Annotated in this window: 21 protein-coding genes; 16 read left to right on the top strand and 5 right to left on the bottom strand. The window is 62.7% G+C overall.

The window, feature by feature from the left end; translation table 11 throughout:
* Positions 1-13 precede the first annotated feature (13 nt).
* The 4 genes from NKI54_RS31365 (at position 14) to lepB (ending at position 4,125) form a co-directional block, all read left to right on the top strand.
* Positions 14-898, top strand: a complete 885-nt coding sequence (locus NKI54_RS31365; RefSeq protein ID WP_352450898.1) for a F0F1 ATP synthase subunit gamma — start codon at positions 14-16, stop codon at positions 896-898.
* Positions 899-965: 67 nt separating this feature from the next.
* Complete coding sequence (gene atpD / locus NKI54_RS31360; RefSeq protein ID WP_023678097.1) at positions 966-2,531, top strand: F0F1 ATP synthase subunit beta; 1,566 nt, start codon at positions 966-968, stop codon at positions 2,529-2,531.
* A gap of 119 nt (positions 2,532-2,650) precedes the next feature.
* Positions 2,651-3,058 carry a F0F1 ATP synthase subunit epsilon gene (locus NKI54_RS31355; RefSeq protein WP_023678096.1) on the top strand — a complete coding sequence of 136 codons (408 nt, stop codon included), beginning with the start codon at positions 2,651-2,653 and terminating at the stop codon, positions 3,056-3,058.
* Positions 3,059-3,147: 89 nt separating this feature from the next.
* Positions 3,148-4,125: a signal peptidase I gene (lepB, locus tag NKI54_RS31350; protein WP_502898283.1), complete on the top strand. Its 978-nt coding sequence runs from the start codon at positions 3,148-3,150 to the stop codon at positions 4,123-4,125.
* A gap of 1 nt (position 4,126) precedes the next feature.
* On the opposite strand, the gene uxuA is transcribed toward lepB, so the two are convergent.
* The gene (gene uxuA / locus NKI54_RS31345; RefSeq protein ID WP_352636904.1) at positions 4,127-5,305 is read right to left on the bottom strand and encodes a mannonate dehydratase; all 1,179 of its coding nucleotides are present in this window, start codon (positions 5,303-5,305) and stop codon (positions 4,127-4,129) included.
* The gene (locus NKI54_RS31340; RefSeq protein ID WP_352693501.1) at positions 5,302-6,804 is read right to left on the bottom strand and encodes a mannitol dehydrogenase family protein; all 1,503 of its coding nucleotides are present in this window, start codon (positions 6,802-6,804) and stop codon (positions 5,302-5,304) included. The genes uxuA and NKI54_RS31340 overlap by 4 nt, the downstream gene beginning before the upstream one ends.
* Before the next feature lie 175 nt (positions 6,805-6,979).
* On the opposite strand from NKI54_RS31340, the gene uxaC reads away from it, so the two are divergent.
* The 9 genes from uxaC (at position 6,980) to recQ (ending at position 16,317) form a co-directional block, all read left to right on the top strand.
* Positions 6,980-8,389 (top strand): glucuronate isomerase, encoded by a 1,410-nt coding sequence (uxaC, locus tag NKI54_RS31335; protein ID WP_352636902.1) that lies wholly within the window; start codon positions 6,980-6,982, stop codon positions 8,387-8,389.
* 38 nt (positions 8,390-8,427) lie between these two features.
* The gene (locus NKI54_RS31330; protein WP_352636901.1) at positions 8,428-9,405 is read left to right on the top strand and encodes a TRAP transporter substrate-binding protein; all 978 of its coding nucleotides are present in this window, start codon (positions 8,428-8,430) and stop codon (positions 9,403-9,405) included.
* A gap of 103 nt (positions 9,406-9,508) precedes the next feature.
* Complete coding sequence (locus NKI54_RS31325; RefSeq protein WP_023719697.1) at positions 9,509-10,036, top strand: TRAP transporter small permease; 528 nt, start codon at positions 9,509-9,511, stop codon at positions 10,034-10,036.
* 4 nt (positions 10,037-10,040) lie between these two features.
* Entirely contained in the window at positions 10,041-11,321 is a 1,281-nt protein-coding gene (locus NKI54_RS31320) for a TRAP transporter large permease (protein ID WP_023678089.1), read from the top strand.
* A 10-nt stretch (positions 11,322-11,331) separates the two neighbouring features.
* Entirely contained in the window at positions 11,332-12,108 is a 777-nt protein-coding gene (locus NKI54_RS31315; RefSeq protein WP_352636900.1) for a FadR/GntR family transcriptional regulator, read from the top strand.
* Between the two features lie 28 nt (positions 12,109-12,136).
* Positions 12,137-12,994, top strand: a complete 858-nt coding sequence (gene kduI / locus NKI54_RS31310) for a 5-dehydro-4-deoxy-D-glucuronate isomerase (RefSeq protein ID WP_352636899.1) — start codon at positions 12,137-12,139, stop codon at positions 12,992-12,994.
* Positions 12,991-13,758, top strand: a complete 768-nt coding sequence (gene kduD / locus NKI54_RS31305; RefSeq protein ID WP_352636898.1) for a 2-dehydro-3-deoxy-D-gluconate 5-dehydrogenase KduD — start codon at positions 12,991-12,993, stop codon at positions 13,756-13,758. Before kduI ends, kduD begins: the two co-directional genes overlap by 4 nt.
* A 24-nt stretch (positions 13,759-13,782) precedes the next feature.
* Positions 13,783-14,121 (top strand): cupin domain-containing protein, encoded by a 339-nt coding sequence (locus tag NKI54_RS31300; protein ID WP_352636897.1) that lies wholly within the window; start codon positions 13,783-13,785, stop codon positions 14,119-14,121.
* Positions 14,122-14,481: 360 nt separating this feature from the next.
* Positions 14,482-16,317 (top strand): DNA helicase RecQ, encoded by a 1,836-nt coding sequence (recQ, locus tag NKI54_RS31295; RefSeq protein WP_352636896.1) that lies wholly within the window; start codon positions 14,482-14,484, stop codon positions 16,315-16,317.
* A gap of 45 nt (positions 16,318-16,362) precedes the next feature.
* Here the strand turns inward: recQ and NKI54_RS31290 are convergent, their stop codons facing one another.
* Positions 16,363-17,688, bottom strand: a complete 1,326-nt coding sequence (locus NKI54_RS31290) for a DUF1186 domain-containing protein (RefSeq protein ID WP_352693497.1) — start codon at positions 17,686-17,688, stop codon at positions 16,363-16,365.
* Between NKI54_RS31290 and NKI54_RS31285 the strand changes: the two genes are divergently transcribed.
* The gene (locus NKI54_RS31285) at positions 17,665-18,651 is read left to right on the top strand and encodes a hypothetical protein (protein WP_352693495.1); all 987 of its coding nucleotides are present in this window, start codon (positions 17,665-17,667) and stop codon (positions 18,649-18,651) included. The genes NKI54_RS31290 and NKI54_RS31285 overlap by 24 nt on opposite strands.
* On the opposite strand, the gene NKI54_RS31280 is transcribed toward NKI54_RS31285, so the two are convergent.
* Positions 18,648-18,866 (bottom strand): hypothetical protein, encoded by a 219-nt coding sequence (locus tag NKI54_RS31280; RefSeq protein WP_245274746.1) that lies wholly within the window; start codon positions 18,864-18,866, stop codon positions 18,648-18,650. The genes NKI54_RS31285 and NKI54_RS31280 overlap by 4 nt on opposite strands.
* 210 nt (positions 18,867-19,076) lie before the next feature.
* Positions 19,077-19,994: an alpha/beta fold hydrolase gene (locus NKI54_RS31275; RefSeq protein ID WP_352636894.1), complete on the bottom strand. Its 918-nt coding sequence runs from the start codon at positions 19,992-19,994 to the stop codon at positions 19,077-19,079.
* Between the two features lie 725 nt (positions 19,995-20,719).
* On the opposite strand from NKI54_RS31275, the gene NKI54_RS31270 reads away from it, so the two are divergent.
* Both NKI54_RS31270 and NKI54_RS31265 read left to right on the top strand, forming a co-directional pair.
* Complete coding sequence (locus NKI54_RS31270) at positions 20,720-21,316, top strand: TetR/AcrR family transcriptional regulator (protein WP_352636893.1); 597 nt, start codon at positions 20,720-20,722, stop codon at positions 21,314-21,316.
* A 77-nt stretch (positions 21,317-21,393) separates the two neighbouring features.
* The gene (locus tag NKI54_RS31265; RefSeq protein WP_352636892.1) at positions 21,394-21,969 is read left to right on the top strand and encodes a DUF308 domain-containing protein; all 576 of its coding nucleotides are present in this window, start codon (positions 21,394-21,396) and stop codon (positions 21,967-21,969) included.
* Positions 21,970-22,238 lie beyond the last annotated feature (269 nt).

Raw genomic sequence — 22,238 nt, 5'->3', positions numbered from 1 at the left:
TCAGGTTTGAAGCATGCCTTCGTTAAAAGACCTTCGTAACCGTATCGCCTCGGTCAAGGCGACGCAGAAGATCACCAAGGCGATGCAGATGGTCGCCGCGGCGAAGCTGCGTCGCGCGCAGGAAGCGGCGGAAGCGGCGCGTCCCTATTCGGAGCGTATGGGCGCGGTGCTGGCCAATATCACCCAGGCGATCGGCGGCGGCGGCGATGCCCCGGCGCTGATGACCGGCACCGGCAAGGACGACGTGCATCTGCTTGTCGTCTGCACCGCCGAACGCGGTCTGTGCGGCGGCTTCAATTCGCAGATCGCCCGTTTTGCCCGCGACCACATCCGCAAGCTTCTGGCAGACGGCAAGCAGGTCAAGATCATCTGCGTCGGCAAGAAGGGGTTCGACATATTGCGCCGCGACTACGGGGCGCTGATCATCGAGCGTGTCGACCTGCGCGAGGTCAAGACGCTGGGCTTCGTCAATGCCGATGCCATCGCCAAGAAGGTGATCCACCTGTTCAACGAAGGCGGCTTCGACATCTGCACGCTGTTCTATTCGCAGTTCAAGTCGGTGATCAGCCAGATCCCGACGGCGCAGCAAATTGTCCCGGCGGGCGCGCCTTCGGCTGCCGCGGAAGTGAAGGACGGCGGCAGCGCCGTCTACGAATACGAGCCGGAGCCGGGCGAGATCCTCTCCGATCTCATCCCGCGCAACATTTCCGTGCAGGTTTTTCGCGCGCTGCTCGAGAATGCTGCCGGCGAGATGGGCGCCAAGATGAGCGCCATGGACAATGCGACGCGCAACGCCGGCGACATGATCAACAAATTGTCGATCACCTACAACCGCCAGCGGCAGGCGCAGATCACCAAGGAATTGATCGAAATCATTTCGGGCGCCGAGGCGCTCTAGGCACGCCCACAAGGAGGTCATCGACCTCAAGCGTGTGAGAAACAAAGAGACGAAAAGGGTAAAGACGATGGCGAAAGCAGCGACCCCCAAGACGGCAGCCCCTAAGGCCGCGGCACCAGCGAAGGCTCCGGCAGCAGCAAAGGCCGCTCCGGCCAAGAAGGCGGCAGCAACCAAGGCCGCCGCTGTGAATACGCCGGCCGCCACCATCAAGAAAACCGGCCTGGCAGGCAAGGTTCGCCAGGTCATCGGCGCCGTTGTCGACGTCCAGTTCGGCGAACATCTGCCGGCGATCCTGAACGCGCTTGAGACGATCAATGTCGGCAATCGCCTCGTGCTCGAAGTGGCCCAGCATCTGGGCGAGAACACGGTGCGCTGCATCGCCATGGACTCGACCGAAGGTCTGGTCCGCGGCCAGGACGTCTATGACACCGGTGCACCGATTACCGTGCCGGTCGGCCCGGGCATGCTCGGCCGCATCATCAACGTCATCGGCGAGCCGGTCGACGAGGCAGGCCCGGTCGACGGCATCGAGATGCGCTCGATCCACCAGCCGGCGCCGACCTATGTCGAGCAGTCGACGGAAGCGCAGATCCTGGTCACCGGCATCAAGGTGCTCGACCTGCTGGCACCCTATGCCCGCGGCGGCAAGATCGGCCTGTTCGGCGGCGCCGGCGTCGGCAAAACGGTGCTGATCCAGGAACTGATCAACAACGTCGCCAAGGCGCATGGCGGCTTCTCGGTGTTCGCCGGCGTCGGCGAGCGCACCCGCGAAGGCAACGATCTCTATCACGAGTTCATCGAGTCCGGCGTCAACAAGAAGGGCGGCGGCGAAGGCTCCAAGGCAGCGCTCGTCTATGGCCAGATGAACGAGCCGCCGGGCGCACGCGCCCGCGTCGGCCTGACCGGCTTGACGGTTGCCGAATATTTCCGCGACCAGGGCCAGGACGTGCTGTTCTTCGTAGACAACATCTTCCGCTTCACGCAGGCGGGCTCGGAAGTGTCGGCGCTGCTCGGCCGCATTCCTTCGGCCGTGGGCTACCAGCCGACGCTGGCTACCGACATGGGTGCGCTGCAGGAGCGTATCACCACGACGACCAAGGGTTCGATCACCTCGGTGCAGGCGATCTATGTGCCGGCCGACGACCTGACCGACCCGGCACCGGCGACCTCGTTCGCCCACCTCGACGCGACGACCGTGCTCAACCGCGCGATTTCGGAAAAGGGCATCTATCCGGCGGTCGATCCGCTCGATTCGACCTCGCGCATGCTCGACCCGATGGTTGTCGGCGAAGAGCATTACCAGGTCGCCCGCCAGGTGCAGTCGATCCTTCAGCGCTACAAGTCGCTGCAGGATATCATCGCGATCCTGGGCATGGACGAGCTGTCGGAAGAGGATAAGCAGACGGTGGCCCGCGCCCGCAAGATCGAGCGCTTCCTGTCGCAGCCCTTCTTCGTCGCCGAAGTGTTCACCGGCGCACCGGGCAAGCTGGTCGACCTCGCCGACACCATCAAGGGCTTCAAGGGCCTTTGCAACGGCGACTACGACCATCTGCCAGAAGCCGCCTTCTACATGGTCGGCGGCATCGAGGAAGCGGTCGAGAAGGCACAGCGCCTGGCCGCTGAAGCGGCCTGATGGTGAATGGTCAATAGTGAATTGTGAATGGGGAGTAGCGGATAGGAAATCGGGGGCTGAGTGAAGGTCATTCTTTCTGACCGTTCACCATTCACCATTCACCAGTCGCTAAATTGATCATGCCTGAAGCTTTCAAATTCGAACTGGTCTCGCCGGAGCGCCTCTTGGTTTCCGAGCAGGTCGAATCTGTCGTCATCCCGGGCGCCGAAGGCGAGATGACTGTCATGGCGCATCACGCGCCGGTCATGACCACAATCAAGCCGGGCGTCGTTACGCTGAAGACCGCGCAAGGCAAGGAAGAGCGCTACGTGGTGTTCGGCGGCTTTGCCGACATCGTTCCGGCCGGCTGCACGCTGCTGGCGGAATCGGCTGTGGCCGTCGGCGACATCGACCGCGCCGACCTTGCCCGCCGCATCCAGGAGGCCAGGGAAGACGCCGCCGACGCCAAGGACGACCAGACCCGCAGCAAGGCCGAGCAGTTCCTCAACCAGCTTACGACGCTTGAAGGTGCGCTGTTGCCGGCGTGAGTTCCGGTCAAATGACTAACTGAAAAAGCGGGCTTGCCCCGCTTTTTTGTTTGGTGGACAGTCTGGCTGCCTTGGCGTGGGGGTGGCCGATGACAGAACAAGCAGTGCAACAAGAAACTATCTCGCGATCCAGATGGTCGACGGCCCTGGTTTCGGCCTTTGGCGGCCCGTTTGGCGGGTTCCTCTGGATCGGCAGCGGCAAACTGGCGGTCGCCAGCCTGGTGGTGATCAGCGTCGTCGTTTTCGCGCTTATTTACATTGGCTTTCCGGTATTGCCTGGCGTCGATCTTGCTTGGTGGGCCAATTTTTCAGGGATCGGTTTGATGGCCCTGTGGGCAGCGATCGTTGTTCCCTTCGCGCACCGGTTCAAGCCGGACAGATGGTACGCGCGTGGGCTTTCGGTGCTGGTGCTCGTCTTTCTGACCTCGTATCCGGCTGCATTCGCAATACGCGCGTTCCTGCTCCAGCCTTTTTCGATTCCCTCCAGCAGCATGGTGCCGACGTTGCAGGAAGGCGACTATCTCTTCGTCTCCAAAATGGCATACGGCTACAGCCGCTACAGCGTGCCGTTCAACTTGCTTCCCGTTGATGGACGTATATTCGGCGCGGAACCCAAAAGGGGAGATGTGGTTGTCTTCAAGTTCCCGCCCGATCCGAGCGTGGACTACATCCAGCGGATTGTCGGCCTTCCCGGCGAGAAGATCCAGATCATCGACGGGGTGCTTCACATCAACGATATCGCGGTGGGACTCGACGATATTGGTACTTTTTCGTCCGACGAGTTCTCGAGAGCCAAGCTCCAAAGCGAAACCTTGCCGGGGGGTGTCACCCATTCCGTTCTCAACCTCACCGACAACTCGATCGGCGACAATACGCGCGTGTTTGAGGTGCCCGCAGGCCACTACTTCGTGCTTGGCGACAACCGCGACAATGCCTCCGACAGCCGGTTCAGTGTCGCGTTTGTTCCCTATGAAAATCTGGTCGGCAAGGCCCTGCGGCTGTTCTGGAATTCCAAAGGTACCGATTATTCGTCTCGACAGACGCTGAACGGCCAGGCGAGCAAGTAGCTCAAACTGTCAGTGCCTCTACTGCGCGCATGACGCCGCGCAGTTCGGCGAGGCCCTTCAGGCGGCCGATGCAGGAATAGCCGGGGTTCACCTTCTTGCCGATGTCATCGACGATGGCATGGCCATGGTCCGGACGCATCGGCACCTGCCAGTCCGCCCTGCCTGCCGCCTTGCGCCGCCGCTCTTCGCCAATCAGCGCCGACACGACCGCCACCATGTCGGTGTCGCCGTCGAGGTGTTCGGCTTCGTGGAAGGAGCCGTCGGGCTCCTTGGTGACGTTGCGCAGATGGGCGAAATGGATGTTTTCGGCGAAGGCCTTTGCCATTGCCGGCAGATCGTTCTGCGCGCCCGCGCCGTAGGAGCCGGTGCACAGCGTCAGCCCGTTGGCCGGCGAAGCGACCGCGTCGAGCAGCGCGCGGGCATCATTGGCGCTGGAAACGATGCGCGGCAGGCCGAACAACGAAAAGGGCGGATCGTCGGGGTGGATCGCCATCCTGACGCCGGCCTCTTCGGCCACCGGCACGATCTCGCGCAGGAAGGCAAACAGGTTTTCGCGCAGGCCTTCGGTGGAGACGTCCTTGTAGAGGTCGAGGGCGCGGCGGAAGCTTGCCCGATCGAAGATGAATTCGCGCGCCGGCACCCAGCCGATCAGGTTGCGCTCCAGCCTTGCCTTGTCGCTGTCGCTCATCCCTTGCAGTCGCACACGCGCGGCCTCGACGCGGGCCGGTGGGTGATCGGCCTCCGCCCCTTCTCGCTCAAGGATGAAGACGTCATAGGCGCAGAGCTCGACGACATCGAAGCGCAGCGCCGTGCCGCCATGCGGCATCGGGTAATCGAGGTCGGTGCGCGTCCAGTCGGTGATCGCCATGAAATTATAGCAGACGGTATTGATCCCGGCGGCGGCGACGGCGCGGACCGACGCCTTGTAATTGTCGATCAGGCTGCGCCAGTTGCCGCTGCGGGTCTTGATGTCCTCATGGACGACGATGCTCTCGACCACATCCCAGGTCAGGCCTGCTGCCTCGATGTCGGCCTTGCGCCTGGCGATCTCGTCCGCCGGCCAGGCGCGGCCGTCATTGAGGTGATGCAGCGCGCTGACGATGCCGACGGCGCCGGCTTGACGGACATGGGCAAGCGTCACCGGATCGTCCGGCCCGAACCAGCGCCAGGTCTGTCTCATGGCTTCTCACTCCCTATGCCAAGCGCCGCGAAGGCAGCGGCAGGTCCGCCCCGCCGCAGGCGCTCGAGATGGGCTGCCGTCAGATCGATCAGTGTCATGCGGTGGGAATGGTCCTTGGCGAAGCCGGCGAGATCGAATATCGCTGTCACCGTTTCATCAGCCGGCCGGCTGCCGAGCGCCGTAAGCCGAGCGTCGATCGGGTCGGTAAAATGGGCTTTCGGCAAGGTTTTGCCGCGCGCCTCGCAAGCGGTGATCCAGGCCGCCACCACCAGCATGAGATGCGCGGGCGGGTCACCGGCACCCAGCCGATCGAGGGCCGAGGCGACGATGCGCTGCGGCAGCTTCTGGCTGCCGTCATTGGCGATCTGCGCAGTGCGATGGGCGAGCGCGGTGTTCGAATAGCGTTCGGCGAGCTGGGCCGTGTAGCCGGCCGTATCGAGCCCGGCGTCCTGCGGCAGCGTCGGGATGGCCTCGGCCCATAGTCCGTCGACGAATTGCCGGATCGCCGGATTGGCAAAGGCGCGGTCGACCGTGTCGTAGCCGCTGAGCAGGCCGAGATAGGCGATTGCCGAATGCGAACCGTTGAGCAGCCGCAGCTTCATGTCCTCGAAGGGCCCGACGTCGCCGACCATGGTGGCGCCGAACTTTTCCCAGGCCGGCCTGCCAGCCGGGAAATCGTCTTCGACCACCCATTGGCAGAACGGCTCGGTCATCACCGGCCAGGCATCCTCGACGCCGAGCTCGACGGCGATACGCGCCCGGTCGGCGTCGGTAGTCGCCGGCACGATACGGTCGACCATGCTCGACGGAAACGCGACGCCGTCGGCGATGTGTGCGGCGAGCCTGGCATCGCCTGAAGTGGCGAGCCTGGCATCGCGCAGTGCGGCGAATTCGACCAGCAGGCGGTGCAGCGTGGCGCCATTGGCCGGAAGGTTGTCGCAGCAGAGCACGGTGAAAGGCTGGATGCCGGCGGCACGGCGGCGCGACAGCGCCTCGGTCAGGAAACCATGCGCCGTCCGTGGCATTTGCGGGTTGGCCAGATCATGGACGATGTCGGGGTGGGTATTGTCGAGGCCGCCGCCGGCTGCCCTCAAATAGGCCTTTTCGGTGATCGTCAGCGTGACGATGCGGGTGCGCGGATCGGTCAGGGCGGCGAGCACCGCAGCCGGATCTTCCGGCGCCACCAGCAGCGACAGGATCGAGCCGACGACGCGCAGCTCTTCGCCGATGCTGCTCCTGATCGCCAGCGTGTAGAGGCCATCCTGCGGCTCCAGTGCGTCGCGCGTGTCAGGACTGCGCAAGGACACGCCGACAATGCCCCAGTCCGCCTCTCCCGCCGCCAGGCAGTCGTCGACATAGGCCGCCTGGTGGGCGCGATGGAAGGCACCGACACCGAGATGGACGATGCCCGGTGCGCCGCCGCCGCGGGCGTAGCGCGGAACCGTGACCGAAGCCGGCAGTGCCTTCAGCGTGCTGTTGGAAAGGCGTCTATTGGTCATTGCGCCACGTGTCTGATCGAGATTGTTGGGTCACTGCTGTCAGGCGGCGTAACACCCGATGCCGTCACGCACAATGGGCAATGGCCGACGAAAAGTCATCATACAACAACCCAGTTTTTGTATGTTGACATTATTTCTTTCCAACCCTACCGATGTCCGGATTGGGAGGATTTGCGTGGCCGCATTGACGGATCCGGATTTGCTGTTTGCCGCCGAGGCGCGCCCGCGTTCGCTGGCCCGTGATCTCTACGCCGCGGTCAAGGACCTGCCGATCGTCAGCCCGCACGGCCACACCGATCCGCGCTGGTATGCGCTCAACGAGGCGTTTCCCGATCCGGCGCAGTTGCTGATCGTGCCGGACCACTACATTTTCCGCATGCTGTTCAGCCAGGGCGTTCGGCTTGAGGAGCTTGGGGTGCCGACGCTTGACGGCTCGCCGGTGGAAACCGACGGCAGAACGATCTGGCGGCGCTTCGCCGAGCATTATTACCTGTTCCGGGGTACGCCGACCCGGCTGTGGTTCGACCATGTGCTTGCCCATCTGTTCGGCATCGACGAGCCGCTGACGGCCGCAACCGCCGACCGCCATTACGATATGATCTCGACCTTGCTGCAGTGGGAGAATTTTCGCCCGCGAGCGCTGTTCGAGCGCTTCAACATTGAAGTCATCGCAACGACCGAAGGCGCGCTCGACGATCTCAGATGGCACCAGATGATCCGCGACAGCGGCTGGGAGGGCCGCGTCATCACCGCCTATCGGCCGGATGCGATCGTCGATCCCGACTTCGAAGGGTTCTCGGCCAATCTCGACCGGCTTGGCGAGATCACCGGGTGCGATACCGGCAATTGGACAGGCTATCTCGAGGCGCACCGCCAGCGGCGCGCCTTCTTCAAGAGTTTCGGTGCGACTTCCTCCGATCACGGCCATCCGACGGCCGAAACCGCCAATCTCTCGGATGCCGCCGCGCAGGAGCTGTTCAACCGCATCCGCCGGGGCTCGGACGACGAGCGCGAGCGAAAGCTGTTCCGCGCCCAGATGCTGACCGAGATGGCCAAGATGAGCCGCGACGACGGGCTGGTCCTGCAGATCCATCCCGGCTCCTGGCGCAATCATTCGCCGGCTATCTTTCACAAGTTCGGCAGGGACAAAGGCTTCGATATTCCGACCCGAACCGACTATGTGACGGCGCTGAAGCCGCTGCTCGACTGCGTCGGGCTGGAGCGCGACCTCACCATCATCCTCTTCACGCTCGACGAGACCAGCTATGCGCGCGAGCTGGCGCCGCTCGCCGGCGTCTACCCGGCATTGAAGCTCGGCCCGGCCTGGTGGTTCCACGACAGCCCCGAAGGCATGCGCCGGTTCCGTGAGATGACCACCGAAACGGCCGGTTTCTACAACACCGTCGGTTTCAACGACGACACCCGCGCCTTTCCATCCATACCGGCCCGCCATGATGTGGCGCGCCGGGTCGATTGCGCATATCTGGCGCGTCTCGTCGCCGAGCATCGGCTCGGCGAGGACGAGGCGCACGAGCTGGCGCAGGAACTTGCCTATACGCTCGCGAAAAAGGCGTACCGGCTCTAACGGCGCTTGCCGCCATCGTTCAAAAAGGGAGGAAACCAATGCTGCATTTTTCGAGACTGGCGGGAGCTACGCTAGTTGCCGCCGCACTGCTGGCCGGATCGGCAAGCGCCCAGACGGTCCTGCGCTCGTCCGACACCCACCCGGATGGCTATCCGACGGTCGAGGCGGTCAAATATTTCGGCGAGCTGGTGAAGGAGCGCACGGCCGGCCGCTATGTGGTCGAGATCTATCCTTCCGCGCAACTCGGCGAGGAAAAGGACACGATCGAGCAGGTGCGCACCGGCGTGATCGATCTCAACCGCGTTTCGATGGCGCCGTTCAACGGGCTCATCCCCGAGACCACCGTGCCCTCGCTGCCCTACATCTTCCGTTCGGAAGAGCATATGCACAAGGTCATGGACGGGGCGATCGGCGACCAGATCGCGGCGGCGTTCGACCAGGTCGGGCTGGTGCTGCTCGCCTTTTACGACGGCGGCTCGCGCTCCTTCTATAATTCGAAGAAGCCGATCAACACCGTAGCCGACATGGCCGGGATGAAATTCCGCGTCATCCAGTCCGACATCTTCGTCGACATGGTGGCGGCACTCGGCGCCAACGCGACGCCGATGCCGTATGGCGAAGTGTATTCGGCGATCGAGACCGGGGTGATCGACGGCGCGGAGAACAATTTTCCGAGCTACGACACCGCCAAGCACGCGGAAGTCGCCAAGTACTATTCGCTCGACGAGCACACGATGGTGCCGGAAGCCTTCGTCATGGCGAAGTCGAGCTGGGACAAGCTGACGCCGGAAGACCAGGCGATCTTCAAGGCGGCCGCCAAGGAAAGCGTCGCCAAGCAGCGCGAGCTGTGGACCGCCAAGGTCAAGGAATCGCGCGCCAAGGTCGAGGCGGCCGGTTCGCAGATCACGACGCCGGACAAGCAGCCCTTCATCGACGCGATGGGGCCGGTCTACGAGAAGCACGTCAAGGACGACAAGCTGAAGGCCATGGTCGAAGCCATCAAGGCCGTGCAGTGATCAGGCGGCGGCGCGGACATTCCGTGCCGCCATCCTCCTAGGGAGAAAACCGGTGACTTCCAGCCCAAGACCAACACCGCTCCTTTCCGGCGTCGCGCAAGTGATGTCGCGCGTCAGCACGGCGGCGCTGTCGATCGCCGGCATCGGGCTGGTGCTGATGACCGCCTTCGTCGCCTGGCAGGTGTTCGGCCGCTATGTTCTGAACCGCTCGCCGAGCTGGACCGAGCCGGGCTCGGTGATGCTGATGAGCTGGTTCATTTTCCTCGGCGCTGCCGTCGGCGTGCGCGAAAACTATCACCTCGGCTTCGACGTCCTGCTCTACGTACTTCCGAAAGGCGGCAAGCGCTGGCTGCGGATGATTTCGGATCTTGTCGCGCTCGCCTTCGGCATCGGCATGATCTGGTATGGCAGCCAGCTGGTCGCATTGACCTGGGGCTCCGTCTTGCCGTCACTCGGCATATCGGGGGGCTGGGACTATGTCCCGCTTGTCGCGGGAGGCGCGCTCATCGTGCTCTTCACGCTGGAGCGCATCGTGCTTCGCCTCTCCGGCGCGCCGATCGACGACGCCCTCGATGAACTGCCGCCGGCCGAAGTCGCGGCCGAACTCGACACCGCCAACGTGAAGGTCTGACGCCATGGAACTGTGGATTCTCTTCGGCGTCTTCACCCTGCTGATGCTTATCGGCACGCCGATCGCTTTCTGCCTCGGCGTCGCAAGCCTCGCCACCGTCCTCTATATGGGCCTGCCGCCGCTCATCGTGTTCCAGCGCCTGAATTCCGGCATGAGCGTTTTTTCGCTGCTGGCCATTCCGTTTTTCATCTACGCCGGCGACTTGATGGTGCGCGGCGGCATCGCCAGCAAGATCGTTGCCTTCGCTGGCTCGCTCGTCGGCCATTTGCGCGGCGGCCTCGGCCAGGTCAACATCGCGACTGCTACACTGTTCGGCGGCATTTCCGGCTCAGCGGTGGCGGAGGCAGCGGCGGTAGGCGGCCTGATGATCCCGCAGATGAAGGCGCGTGGATATGGGGCGGACTACGCCGTCAACGTCACGTCGATGGCGGCACTGATCGCGCTGCTGCTGCCGCCGTCGCACAACATGATCATCTACTCGATCTCGGCAGGCGGAAAGATCTCCATCGCCGATCTGTTCACGGCCGGTATCATCCCGGGCCTGCTACTGGCCCTGTCACTTATGGTCACCGCCTATATCGTGGCGCGCTCCCGCGGCTATCCGACCGAGGCGTTTCCGGGCTTCACCGCGGTCGCGCATCTTTTCGCCGTCGCCGTGCCCGGCCTGCTGCTGATCGCGATCATCTTCGGCGGCGTGCGATCGGGCGTCTTCACCGCCACCGAGAGTTCCTGTATCGCCGTCATCTATGCGCTGCTCGTGACCGTCTTCGTTTACCGGCAGATGACCTGGGAAGGGTTCGTTCATGCCACCCATGGCGCCGTGCGCACCACGGCCATGGTGCTGCTCATCATCGGCATGGCGGCGGCGTTCTCGTGGCTGATGGCCTTCCTGAAAGTGCCGGCAGCGCTCATCGCCTCCATGAATGCGATCTCGGACGATCCGCTGGTCGTGCTTCTGCTGCTCAACCTCTTGATGCTGTTCCTCGGCACGTTCATGGACATGGGGCCGACGATCATCATTTGCACGCCAATCTTCCTGCCCGTGGCGCAGGCCTATGGTGTCGATCCGGTGCATTTCGGCGTCATCATGATCCTCAATTTCGGCATCGGGCTGAACACGCCGCCCGTGGGCGCAGTGCAGTTCGTGGCGTGTGCCGTGGGCAAGATATCCGTGTGGGAATCGATGCGCTCGATCTGGCCGTTCTATGGCGCAGGCCTCGTGGTGCTGGCGCTCGTCACTTACATTCCGGCCATTTCGCTATGGCTGCCGAGCGTCTTCAAATAGGGGGTGCGACATGGCATCGGACACTGCCGTCGGGCTCCGCGTCGAACGAAGACCGAAGCTTTCGGAAACCGTGGTCGCGGCGATCCGCAAGCAGCTGCAGGCGGGCGAGATCCAGCCTGGGCAAAAGCTGCCGACCGAGGGCCAGCTGACGGAAACCTTCGGGGTCAGCCGCACCGTGATACGCGAGGCGCTGGCCAAGCTTGCCGCGGACGGCCTGGTCGAGCCGCGCCAAGGCGCCGGCGTTTTCGTGACCGAACATATCTCGACAGCGTTCGGTGCTCTGGCAGCGGAGATGGGCAGCAAGGATTCGATTGCCCTCAACGTGCTCGAAGTCAGGTTGGCGATCGAGATCGAATCCGCCGGGCTCGCCGCCATCCGCCGCAACGCCGCGCAGGAAGCGGCAATCCAGGAAGCCTTCTTCGAGTTCGAACGGCTGCTCCTCAACAGCGAGCCGACTGGACCGGCAGACCTTGCCTTCCACCGCGCAATCGCCAGCGCCACCAACAATCCGTTCTATGTCGAGATGCTCGACGTGCTCGGCCGGCGCGCTATTCCTTGCGATGTGACCTCGCCCTGGTCGACCGAGTTCGCACAGTCCGACGCCTACCAGCGCGGCCTTCAGCGCGAACACCTGATGATCCTCAATGCCATCTCGGCAGGCGATGCCGAAGCGGCGCGGGAGGCGATGCGCGCGCATCTCGGTGCCAGCCAGCAGCGCTATCGCGAGCGCCTGCACGCGCGCCAGATTTTTTATGCCGACTCGGTCAACGCCGCGGCAACTGAATAAGCAATTGAGGCAGCCCCATGGGACAGCAATGAATCACACTGACAATCATACGGATTTCACCTCCCGCTTCGCCATCGATCCTGTTTCTGCCGCAGCCATGGGAACGGACGAGCTGCGACACAATTTCCTGATCGAGGACTTGTTCCAGCCCGGCCGCATCAGCCTGACCTACACCCATTACGACCGCATGATAGTCGGCGGCGCCATGCCCGCCGGCGCACCGCTGCCGCTGCAGGCGATCAAGCCGACCGGGACCAAGAATTTTCTCGACCGCCGTGAGATGATCATCGTCAACATCGCCGGTGCCGGCGTCGTGAAAGCCGGCGGTCAATCCTACGAGTTGCAGGCGCGCGACATGCTCTATCTCGGCATGGGCACGGATGAGGTATCGTTCGCTGCGACCAATCCGGCAGCGCCGGCTAAATTCTACCTGCTCAGCGCGCCGGCGCATCAGGGCCATCCCAACCGGCTGATCCGCATCGGCGATGCCAAGCGGCTCGATCTCGGCAGCCAGGCGACCTCCAACGAGCGCTCGATCTTCCAGTTCATCCATGCCGATGGCGTAAAGACCTGTCAGCTTGTCGTCGGCATGACGCAGCTTGCCCCCGGTTCGGTCTGGAACACCATGCCATGCCATGTGCATGACCGGCGCATGGAGGCCTATCTCTATTTCGACCTGCCGGAGGCGGCGCGGGTGTTTCACCTCATGGGCGAACCGGACGAAACGCGCCATCTCGTCATGCGCAACGAGGAGGCGGTGCTGTCGCCGGGATGGTCGATCCATTCGGGCGCCGGCACCTCGAACTACGCCTTCATCTGGGCGATGGCCGGCGACAATGTCGACTATACCGATGTCGACCTGGTGGCGATGGAGGAGCTCAAGTGAGCGATCTCTCGGCCTTCAGCCTTGCCGGCAAGCGCATCCTCGTCACCGGCGCCAATACCGGCATCGGCCAGGGCATCGCCGTGTCGATCGCGCGCGCCGGCGGCGCGGTCGTCGGCGTCGGCCGGTCGGCGATGGACGAGACGGCGGAGAAGATTGCGGCGGCTGGCGGCCGCTTCGAGGCGGTCCGCTGCGATCTTGGTGATGATGCAGCTGCCCAGGCGATGCTTGACCGCGTCTGGGACGGCACCGGACCGCTCGATGGCCTGGTCAACAATGCGGGCATCATCCGGCGTGCCGACGCGGTCGACCTCACCGAAGCCGACTGGGATGACGTCATCGGCGTCAATCTGAAGACGGTGTTCTTCCTCAGCCAGCGCTTTGCCAGGCGCGTGCTTGCCGAATCTGGACGGCGTGGCAAGATCGTCAACATCGCTTCGGTGCTGAGCTTTCAGGGCGGCATTCGCGTCGCCTCCTACACCGCCTCCAAACATGGCGTGCTCGGCATCACACGGCTGCTGGCGTGCGAATGGGCGGCAAAGGGGATCAACGTCAACGGCATTGCGCCCGGCTATATCGAGACCAACAACACCGAGGCGCTGCGCACCGATCCCGACCGCAGCGCTTCGATCCTGGCGCGCATTCCGGCCGGCCGCTGGGGCGCGCCGGAAGACATCGGCGACGCAGCCGTCTTCCTGCTGGCGCCAGCGTCCAACTACATGCACGGCGCGGTGGTGCCGGTGGACGGCGGCTGGCTGGCACGATGAACAACAAAAGGTGAGAGTTTGGCGATGACCGGAACCAAAATCTTCTCGCATGCCGGCGAGGCTGCGTGGACGCCGACGCCGGATGGCAACCGCAGGCGCGTGCTCCTGCACACGGATGAACTGATGATGGTCGAATTCGGTTTCGACAAGGGTGGTGTCGGTGCATTGCACTCGCACCCGCATGTCCAGGCGAGCTACGTCGCCGAAGGTCGCTTCGAAGTCACCATCGACGGCAGGACCGAGGTCCTGGAAACCGGCAGCAGCTTCATCGTTCCTTCCAACCTTGTCCATGGCGTCAAGGCGCTGCAGGCGGGACGGCTGGTCGACAGCTTCACGCCACACCGCGCCGATTTCCTCGACTGAGCTGCGGGCCCGAAGATCAGGCAGCCGGTTCTCAGAAAAAAACCCGCGCCTCCGGAGAGACGCGGGCGTGTTGCCTGGGCGCTTGTGGCGCCGCGGTACTCAAAACATCACCGCAGAACCTGAACCTGCCGAATGATAGTGAAGATAGGATTAACCGCTCCGAGGCGGTGCGATATTCACAGCCAAAGCGAATAGGGGCTGGAACGACGGTCTGATATCGGCCAATGAGAGAGAAGTTCGCCTCAGGCGGTGCCGCGGACAGGACCAGAGGGGTCGATAAATGTTCGAATCTGCTGTCCAGGCAATCACCTGGCGATTCGCCGGGGAATTTCGGCAGGTCGTATCCCCGAAAGTTCTGTAATGCAGGTAGCAGCGAGCATCCCGGCAGAGGATTCCAAGCGGCGCGTCCTGAAGGATGTATTCGGCTTCGATGATTTTCGTCTCGGCCAGGCGGCCGTGATGGAGGCGCTGCTGGCCGGGCATCATGTGCTGGCTGTCATGCCGACCGGCGCCGGCAAATCGCTCTGCTACCAGGTCCCGGCGCTGGTGCTGGGCGGGCTCACCATTGTCGTTTCGCCGCTGGTGGCCCTGATGCAGGATCAGGTCGCCGCATTGCGCCTTGCCGGCGTGGCGGCCGATACGATCAATTCCTCGCTCGACCGCGACGCCAATGTCGCTGCATGGCGCCGTGTCGCGGCAGGCCAGACGCGCCTGCTCTATCTTGCACCGGAGCGGCTAATGACGGTGCGAATGCTCGAGGCGTTGACCAAGCTCGATGTCCGGCTGATCGCCATCGACGAGGCACATTGCATCTCCCAATGGGGACCGGCGTTCCGGCGCGAATACGAAGAATTGTCGAGACTACGTGATATCTTCCCGAAAGTGCCGATCATTGCGTTGACGGCGACGGCGGACGAGACGACGCGCACCGACATTGCCGCGCAACTGTTCGACGGGCGCGTCGATACCGTGGTGCTCGGCTTCGACCGGCCGAACATCAAGCTAAGCATTGAGCCCAAGCAGGACAGCAAGCGCCAACTGCTCGGCTTCGTGCAGCGCCATGCGGGCCGCAGCGGGATCGTCTATTGCCTGTCACGCAAAAAGACCGAAGAGATGGCGGCGTTCCTCGAGCGGAACGGCGTACGCGCGCTCGCCTATCATGCCGGCATGAGCAAGGACGCGCGTGAAGCGAATCAAAACGCTTTCATGACCTTGTCCGGCGTGGTGATGGTGGCGACCATCGCCTTCGGCATGGGGATCGACAAGCCGGATGTCGCCTATGTCTTCCACACCGACCTGCCGGGCAGCTTGGAGGCCTATTATCAGGAAATCGGGCGGGCGGGCCGCGACGGGCGGGCGGCCGAGGCACATATGCTGTTCGGTCTCGGCGATATCCGCATGCGGCGGCTTTTCATCGAAGACGAGGATGCGCCGGCTGAGCACAAAAGGCGCGCGCATGGCCGACTCGATACGCTGATCGGTTATTGCGAGACGACGCAGTGCCGCCGTCAGATCCTGCTTGGCTATTTCGGCGAAAGTGCTTCGCCTTGCGGCAATTGCGACAACTGCCTCGACCAGGCGCCGCATGCGGATGGCGAGGCGGAGGCGCGGATCATCCTGGCGGCGATCGCACAGACCGGCGAGCGCTTCGGCGTCGCCCATGTCGTCGATGTGCTGCTCGGCCATGAGACCGAGAAGGTCCTGGACAGGAACCACCACAGGCTTGCCAGCTTCGGCACCGGTGTGGCGCATAAAAAGAGTTTCTTGCTGTCGCTGCTCCGCCAACTCGTCGCGGGAGGGTTCCTGACATTGGACTCAGCCGGCCATGGCGGCCTCGCCATTGCCGAGAAGGGCCGTGCGCTGGCTCGGGGCGAGGCTTCGTTCCGGTATCGCTTGGACGCGCGCCAGTCATCGCGAGGCAAGATACGTCCTGAGGATACCGCAGCAGGCACGGAAGGTCTGGATTCGGCGCTGCTGGCCGCGCTCAAGGCTGTACGGCTGCGTCTTGCCCGGGAACGCCAGGTGCCGGCCTTCGTGATCTTTTCGGATCGTACGCTGATCGATATGGCCGAACGCTGCCCGCGTGATCTGGACGCCTTCGCCGCGGTCAACGGCGTCGGCGCCGCCAAGCTCAAGGATTTCGGCGAGATATTCCTCGGCGCGATCGCTGCGCATCAATCCGGTGGATCGGCGTGAGGGTAGCCAAAAATCAAACTCGCAATTGCGCGACACTGCAACAGGTTAGTTTGCCAGGCAGCATTTCTTTGCTTTCTTGCCGCTTCCACAGGGACACGGATCATTGCGTCCGACATGGCGCCAAGGATTTGTGACCGGCGCTGTCAATCTCGACAACTCGTCGAGCCAAGTTTGTTCCGGCAAGGGCGATTGCCAATCTTCCTCGCCAAAATACTCAAGGTGGCTGGTCCATTCCAACGCTTCAAGCACGTCGTCGATATAGCCGAGAGCGGCGCGCTCGAATCGATCGATGTCGTTTGGGCTTTGCTCGGCGGCCAGGAGATCGTCTTCGAAATCGCGGCGGTCGATTACCCCTTCGGGGATGCGGCCGTCGTTCCATGCGCTGTGAACAAGTGACGCCAGATCGCGCAAGCCAAGCAGGGCGATCGCCCCCAGCCAGGCGATCCAGGCGAAATCGTCGTCATCGGCCAGCCTCTCGGTGTGGAATCGCTCGAGAAAATCTCGCATTCGGTCACGCTCGATGCGGCCTTCCCAGGTCAGGAAGGTCGCTGCGCCCAAAACTGCATCGCGGACGAATTCATCGACGGAGCGGTCGCTGATCAAGCTGAACAAAGCGTCGGCGTCGCCATCAAATACGCCGGCGACGATACGCGCCATGCTCTCGGTCACCACGTCGCCGAGCAGGTCATCGAGGTCGCGTCCCGGCCGGCGCAGCAGGCGCAACAAGGGCCCGAACGTTCTAGTGTCGCGAGCGCCGCCCAGAATGTAGATGCCTCGCAAGAGCAGCATCTGATCATCCCGCGACAGAGCCTCTCCTTCGGCCGCTCTTGTGACGACGGCACGCAGCGCGGGAGCCGATTCTTCAATCCTCGCTATGCAGTGAATGATTGCGACATCCGGCAATTGCTGCTCGTTTGCCACGGCATGTAGTTGATCTTCTATCGGACCGAGATCGAAGCCGGGCTTGCCCCGGCCAAGGACGGAGTCCAGTTCTTCCTTCTTCATGGCATCCTCGCTGCCGTTCGCGCTTGCCAAATCTACGACAGGCCGGCTGCCTTTCAACAGTTCATCCGCACAAACGGCAAATTCCTGTGCAGAAAGTGCCAGACGGGGCGAGTTCGATCTCGACACAGCTCTATCCTGAACTGACCTGTGGGACGAGGATCGGCCAGCAGCCAAGCAACCATGAGCGAATATCAATACTACGAGTTTCGGGCGGTCGACCGCCCACTCAGCGAAGCGGATCGCCGGGACTTGCGCGATGTGTCGACGCGGGCGCGGATTACGGCCACGAGCTTCACGAATTTCTACGAGTGGGGCGACTTCAAAGGCGATCCGGTCGCGTTGATGCGGCGTTGGTTCGATCTTCATCTCTATTTGGCGAATTGGGGCACCCACCGGCTGATGATCCGGTTTCCAGCGCGATTAATCGACCGGCAGCGTCTCGAGGGATTCCTGCATGCGGTCGATTGCCTCGAGATCAGCACGTCCGGCGAGAACCTGATCGTCGACATCCTGTGCGAAGAACTGGAACCTGCGGACGATTGGGATAATTGGGACGACGACTCGCACTGGCTCGAAGCACTGGCGCCGCTGCGCGCCGACGTGCTCGGCGGCGATCTGAGGCTTTTCTACCTGCTGTGGCTGAAGGCGGCCGAGATCGGTTCCGTCAAGCCGGACGAGGCGGAGCCTTTGCCGGGGATCGGCCCGATGACGCCCGCGCTCGACGCTTTCGCGCGCTTCTTTCAGCTCGACGCCGACCTCGTCGCTGCGGCGGCCGAGCGTCCCGCCGGCACGACAACGGAATTGTCGCCGGATATGGTCCGGCGTTCAGTCGGCGCCTTGTCCGATCATGAAAAGACGACGCTGCTCGTTCGTCTCGTCGACGGCGATCGGTATGTTGAAAACGAGCTTCGGGCGTTCGTTCGGAATCGCTCGATGTTGAAAGCCTCTGTTGGAAGCCCCATGGCCACTGTTCCGCGCTCGGCCGGCGAACTGCGAGCCCGTGCCGAGGCGATCCGTCAGGCCCGCGAGCGCGCGCAGGAGGAGCAACGAGAGGCTGAAAGAAAACGGCAGGCGGCGGAAGAGGCGCGCGCCCGCCGTATTCGGCTCGATGCGCTCTCGCGGCGCGGCGAAAGCGTCTGGCGTGAGGTGGAGAGCGGGATCGAACGCCGCAACCCTCCCGGCTACGATGAGGCCGCCAGCCTTCTGCTCGACCTCAAGGCAATCGCCGAGGAATGTGGCACGACCCACGATTTTGCTCGCAGGCTGCAGGCGATCCGCGATCGGCATATCCATAAGAGGCGTTTTATCGAACGGCTAAGAGACGATTAGCACCTGCTTCGTCTCGCCGCTGCAATCGCTGCCTCCTGCTGCCGCAAGCGCTCGATCTTCGCGCTCTGGCGGGCAGCCACGGTCGAGGCGACACGCTGCCCTCCCAACAGCCAGCCCGGAATGTTGGTGTGGACGACTTTGCCACGAGCGATGGCTGTCGCCGACATTTCGTCGGCGACAGCGCCCATCGCCACGTTGAGCTCGACGCAACTCATCTTGTCGTATTTCGCAGCATCAAAGGATGCCGGCAAAGGCGATGCGCAACTTCCGACAAACATGAGGCTGCATATCAGAGGCGTGGCCGTGGAGATCGCCTTCATTCCCTTATCAAGCACATTGATGCCGGACGGGCGGATTTTCGGAGGGTTCTCGATCTAGGGCCGCGAAGCACTCGCGAGGTTCCGCGTAACTGAAGCATGTGACCTCTACAATACTCTGTGCTGACCGACCTGTTTGTCTTCAAAGAATTCCGAGAGAGCCGCTGCCGTCTTGTCGGGGTGCTCTTCCGGGAAAAAGTGCCCGCCTTGGACAGCGCGTCCTGCCACTCTGTCGGCCCATTTCCTCCAGATGGCCAGCGGCCCGCCTTCTTGCGCATACCAGTTCTCCAGGGCGCCTTCGCCACTCCATAGCGCCAGTAGCGGACAGTCGATGCGACGACCGTTTGCGTGGTCCAACGCGTCATGTTCACGATCGATCGTCGCAGCGGCGCGATACTCTTCGCAGATGGCATGAATATGCGCGGGATCGCCAAGCGCATCAACATAGGCGTTCCTGACCTCTTTGGAGACCATTTTCGCTGACGATCCCCACTGCGTTATTGCATCGTCGACGACAGCATCGGGAGCCGCGCCGATCAGACGCTCCGGCAGGGGCTCCGGCTGGGCAAGAAGGCTCCAGGGCCAGAAGCCAAGCGCCAGTCTGGCATCCGCCCGATCCCATGTTGCGGCGGTGGGGATGATGTCGAGGACGGCGATTTTGAGCACTTTGTCGGGATGGTCCAGCGCCAGGCGATAGGCAACCCGCCCGCCGCGATCATGCCCGGCAACCATGAACCGCTCAAACCCCACTTGCTTGATGGCCTGAACCATGTCGCCGGCCATGGCGCGTTTGGCGTATGGGCTATGATCGGCAGAGGAAATCGGACATCCGCTTTGCCCATAGCCTCGAAGGTCGGCGGCGACCACCGTGAAGCGGAGCGCCAAGGCTGCGGCGATATCCCTCCACATCAGATGCGTTTCTGGAAAACCGTGAAGAAGCAGCAGCGGCGGACCGGTGCCTCCGACCCTTGCGAAAATCGTCGTATCGTCCAGTCGTAGGCTGGTGGCTCTGAAACCTGCAAACACCGTCAGCCTCCTCCGCGCCCTTAGGAAAGCTCCCTAAGGGCGCTAACGGCCGCCTGAGGCGAAAACCCCGGCCGCGATGGCCAGGGTTCAAGCCGGACAGTTGCTAGAATCGAAACCAGACCCAAACGCGCCTGCGGAAGCACCGCCTGCGCCGATAGCCATTTCGCCAGTAAACGCGACAGACCCTTCTCCAAGCGCGCCGGCGGCGCCGGCGCGGCATATGCCACCGGCGATGATAGACTGGTTGCAACTCCGCTTGAGTTTCGTCGTCGTCGAAGGTCTCGACATCCGGCGCCTCGAGTTCATCGAGAATGCCGCTTCTGGCAGTTGGAACGCCGGCCACTGCGTTGATTGGCCGAACTGTGCTTGCAAGGGCCGCGGCCCCGGCAATGCCAAACATTCCTGTCAAAAATAGTCGCCGATCCATGGAAACCTCCCCAGTCTTCAACCAGCGATAGAACAAGCTAACGATGGGGAGATAGCGCAGTCGGTGCAAACGCCTAGTGCCGCACGGCGATTAGCGGTGGTCCGGTCGGCCGGAGGGTGTTGCCTCGTCCTCGAAGTGGGATGGCTACCTCGATCGACAAACACCCGGAGCTTTCTGAATGGACGGCGGGCCGAAAACAATGAAGATCGAATGACGTCTACGCCATAGCCACGCAATTTCACGCTACTCGCGGTGCAAGGAGGCTTGACTGCCATCCTACCAGAAGGTAGGTAAAAGCATGAGCAACTTGTCTACCACCTCTGATGACATCCTGGCTTGTGCACGTTCGCTGATCGTCGCTGGCGGCTACAACGGTTTCAGTTATGCCGACATTGCTGAAGTGGTCGGGATCCGTAAGGCGAGCATCCATCACCATTTCCCAAGCAAGGTCGATCTGGTTCGGACGCTGGTTGCGCGGTATCGCGAAGAAACTGAAGCGGGGATGGCAAATGTCGAACTTCACGAATCCGATCCGCTCGAACAGTTGCGGATCTATGCCGGGTATTGGGAAGCCTGCATCGCGAACGCCAGCGCCCCGTTTTGTATCTGCGCGCTGTTGGCAAGCGAGCTCCCCGTGCTGCCCGAGGAAGTTGGCCTTGAGGTCCGGGCGCATTTCCGCTCGCTGTCGGCTTGGCTGACATCGGTGATGGAGCGCGGTGCGCGGCACGGCCAATTTCGACTGATGAGTACCCCTCGTGCCGAGGCTGAAGCGTTCATGGCGACCGTTCACGGCGCGATGCTTTCGGCACGGGCCTATGGCGATCCGAAGATATTCGCCGTCGTGACGGGCCCGCTCCTGGAGCGCCTCCGCGCTTCCCCCCGGATACGGGCCTAGATCTCAACTAACTATACTAGCAATCACTCTGCGACGTTCGTCGAGAGTCCCTACCTACTAGTCGAAAGGACGATCCAATGACGGTTCACAGTGGCGATCTTTCCCGCGCCAGTCAGGAACAATGGCTCAAGCTCTATTACTTCGCTCGGACGGCGTTCTCGGCTGTCTGGGTGGCGGCTGCCTTTACGATGGGACAGCATTCCGGGGTGGTCGCGGCGGTGTTACTCGTGGCTTATCCTGCATGGGATGCCTTGGCCAATTTTGTCGACGCATCGCGCAGCGGAGGATTGGGACAGAATCGCACCCAGACCATCAACGTCGTGGTCAGTGTGGCGACAACGCTCGCGGTCGTTTTTGCGCTGAAGATGAGCATGAATTGGGTGCTGGGCGTGTTCGGCCTATGGGCGATCCTGTCCGGCCTGCTTCAACTCGGCACCGCCGTCCGCCGTTGGAAGAGCTCTGGTGCGCAGTGGGCGATGGTCCTGAGCGGAGGGCAATCGGCACTGGCAGGCACGTTTTTCATCGCGCAGGCGCGGATGCCGATGCCGCCATCGATCTCCAACGTGGCCGGCTATGCCGCAGTAGGCGCCCTCTACTTCCTTGTTTCGGCGGTGTGGCTGAGCGTGAGCCAATTGCGGCGGAAGGCTGCATAGGCCCGCGATCTTAAGCCATTACCGGCGCGATGAGAGATGCTGTTACCTATGGGTCCGGGTTGGACACCATTCCGAAGTGGATAGTGTGCTGAAGGTTCTGCAAAAAGTTTTGGAGAGAGAACGGGGCTTGCTCTGAGGGGCGAGCGGCCATGGCACGGTGGTGACGTTGCGATCACCGATTCCCGTGGAAGGGGAAGTGCCATGACCAATCGAGACGTTAGACTGAGCAGAGGCGAGTTGAAAGCGTTGCTGTTGTCGGATGAGGACGG

The sequence above is a fragment of the Mesorhizobium sp. M0663 genome (assembly GCF_040320585.1).
In the GTDB taxonomy this organism is placed as follows: domain Bacteria; phylum Pseudomonadota; class Alphaproteobacteria; order Rhizobiales; family Rhizobiaceae; genus Mesorhizobium.
The sequence above is the reverse complement of the archived record's forward strand: the minus strand, read 5'-3'. Positions and strand labels throughout refer to the sequence as shown.

Excerpts from the sequence above, each read along its gene's own strand:
- kduI (WP_352636899.1), top strand. The coding sequence starts at position 12,137 with ATGAATCACACTGACAATCATACGGATTTCACCTCCCGCTTCGCCATC.
- NKI54_RS31340 (WP_352693501.1), bottom strand. The coding sequence starts at position 6,804 with ATGACCAATAGACGCCTTTCCAACAGCACGCTGAAGGCACTGCCGGCT.
- NKI54_RS31325 (WP_023719697.1), top strand. The coding sequence starts at position 9,509 with ATGTCGCGCGTCAGCACGGCGGCGCTGTCGATCGCCGGCATCGGGCTG.
- NKI54_RS31265 (WP_352636892.1), top strand. The coding sequence starts at position 21,394 with ATGACGGTTCACAGTGGCGATCTTTCCCGCGCCAGTCAGGAACAATGG.
- uxuA (WP_352636904.1), bottom strand. The coding sequence starts at position 5,305 with ATGAGACAGACCTGGCGCTGGTTCGGGCCGGACGATCCGGTGACGCTT.
- NKI54_RS31330 (WP_352636901.1), top strand. The coding sequence starts at position 8,428 with ATGCTGCATTTTTCGAGACTGGCGGGAGCTACGCTAGTTGCCGCCGCA.
- NKI54_RS31300 (WP_352636897.1), top strand. The coding sequence starts at position 13,783 with ATGACCGGAACCAAAATCTTCTCGCATGCCGGCGAGGCTGCGTGGACG.
- lepB (WP_502898283.1), top strand. The coding sequence starts at position 3,148 with ATGACAGAACAAGCAGTGCAACAAGAAACTATCTCGCGATCCAGATGG.
- NKI54_RS31320 (WP_023678089.1), top strand. The coding sequence starts at position 10,041 with ATGGAACTGTGGATTCTCTTCGGCGTCTTCACCCTGCTGATGCTTATC.
- NKI54_RS31315 (WP_352636900.1), top strand. The coding sequence starts at position 11,332 with ATGGCATCGGACACTGCCGTCGGGCTCCGCGTCGAACGAAGACCGAAG.
- atpD (WP_023678097.1), top strand. The coding sequence starts at position 966 with ATGGCGAAAGCAGCGACCCCCAAGACGGCAGCCCCTAAGGCCGCGGCA.
- recQ (WP_352636896.1), top strand. The coding sequence starts at position 14,482 with ATGCAGGTAGCAGCGAGCATCCCGGCAGAGGATTCCAAGCGGCGCGTC.
- NKI54_RS31280 (WP_245274746.1), bottom strand. The coding sequence starts at position 18,866 with ATGAGTTGCGTCGAGCTCAACGTGGCGATGGGCGCTGTCGCCGACGAA.
- NKI54_RS31365 (WP_352450898.1), top strand. The coding sequence starts at position 14 with ATGCCTTCGTTAAAAGACCTTCGTAACCGTATCGCCTCGGTCAAGGCG.
- NKI54_RS31270 (WP_352636893.1), top strand. The coding sequence starts at position 20,720 with ATGAGCAACTTGTCTACCACCTCTGATGACATCCTGGCTTGTGCACGT.
- NKI54_RS31285 (WP_352693495.1), top strand. The coding sequence starts at position 17,665 with ATGCGGCGTTGGTTCGATCTTCATCTCTATTTGGCGAATTGGGGCACC.
- NKI54_RS31290 (WP_352693497.1), bottom strand. The coding sequence starts at position 17,688 with ATGAAGATCGAACCAACGCCGCATCAACGCGACCGGATCGCCTTTGAA.
- NKI54_RS31355 (WP_023678096.1), top strand. The coding sequence starts at position 2,651 with ATGCCTGAAGCTTTCAAATTCGAACTGGTCTCGCCGGAGCGCCTCTTG.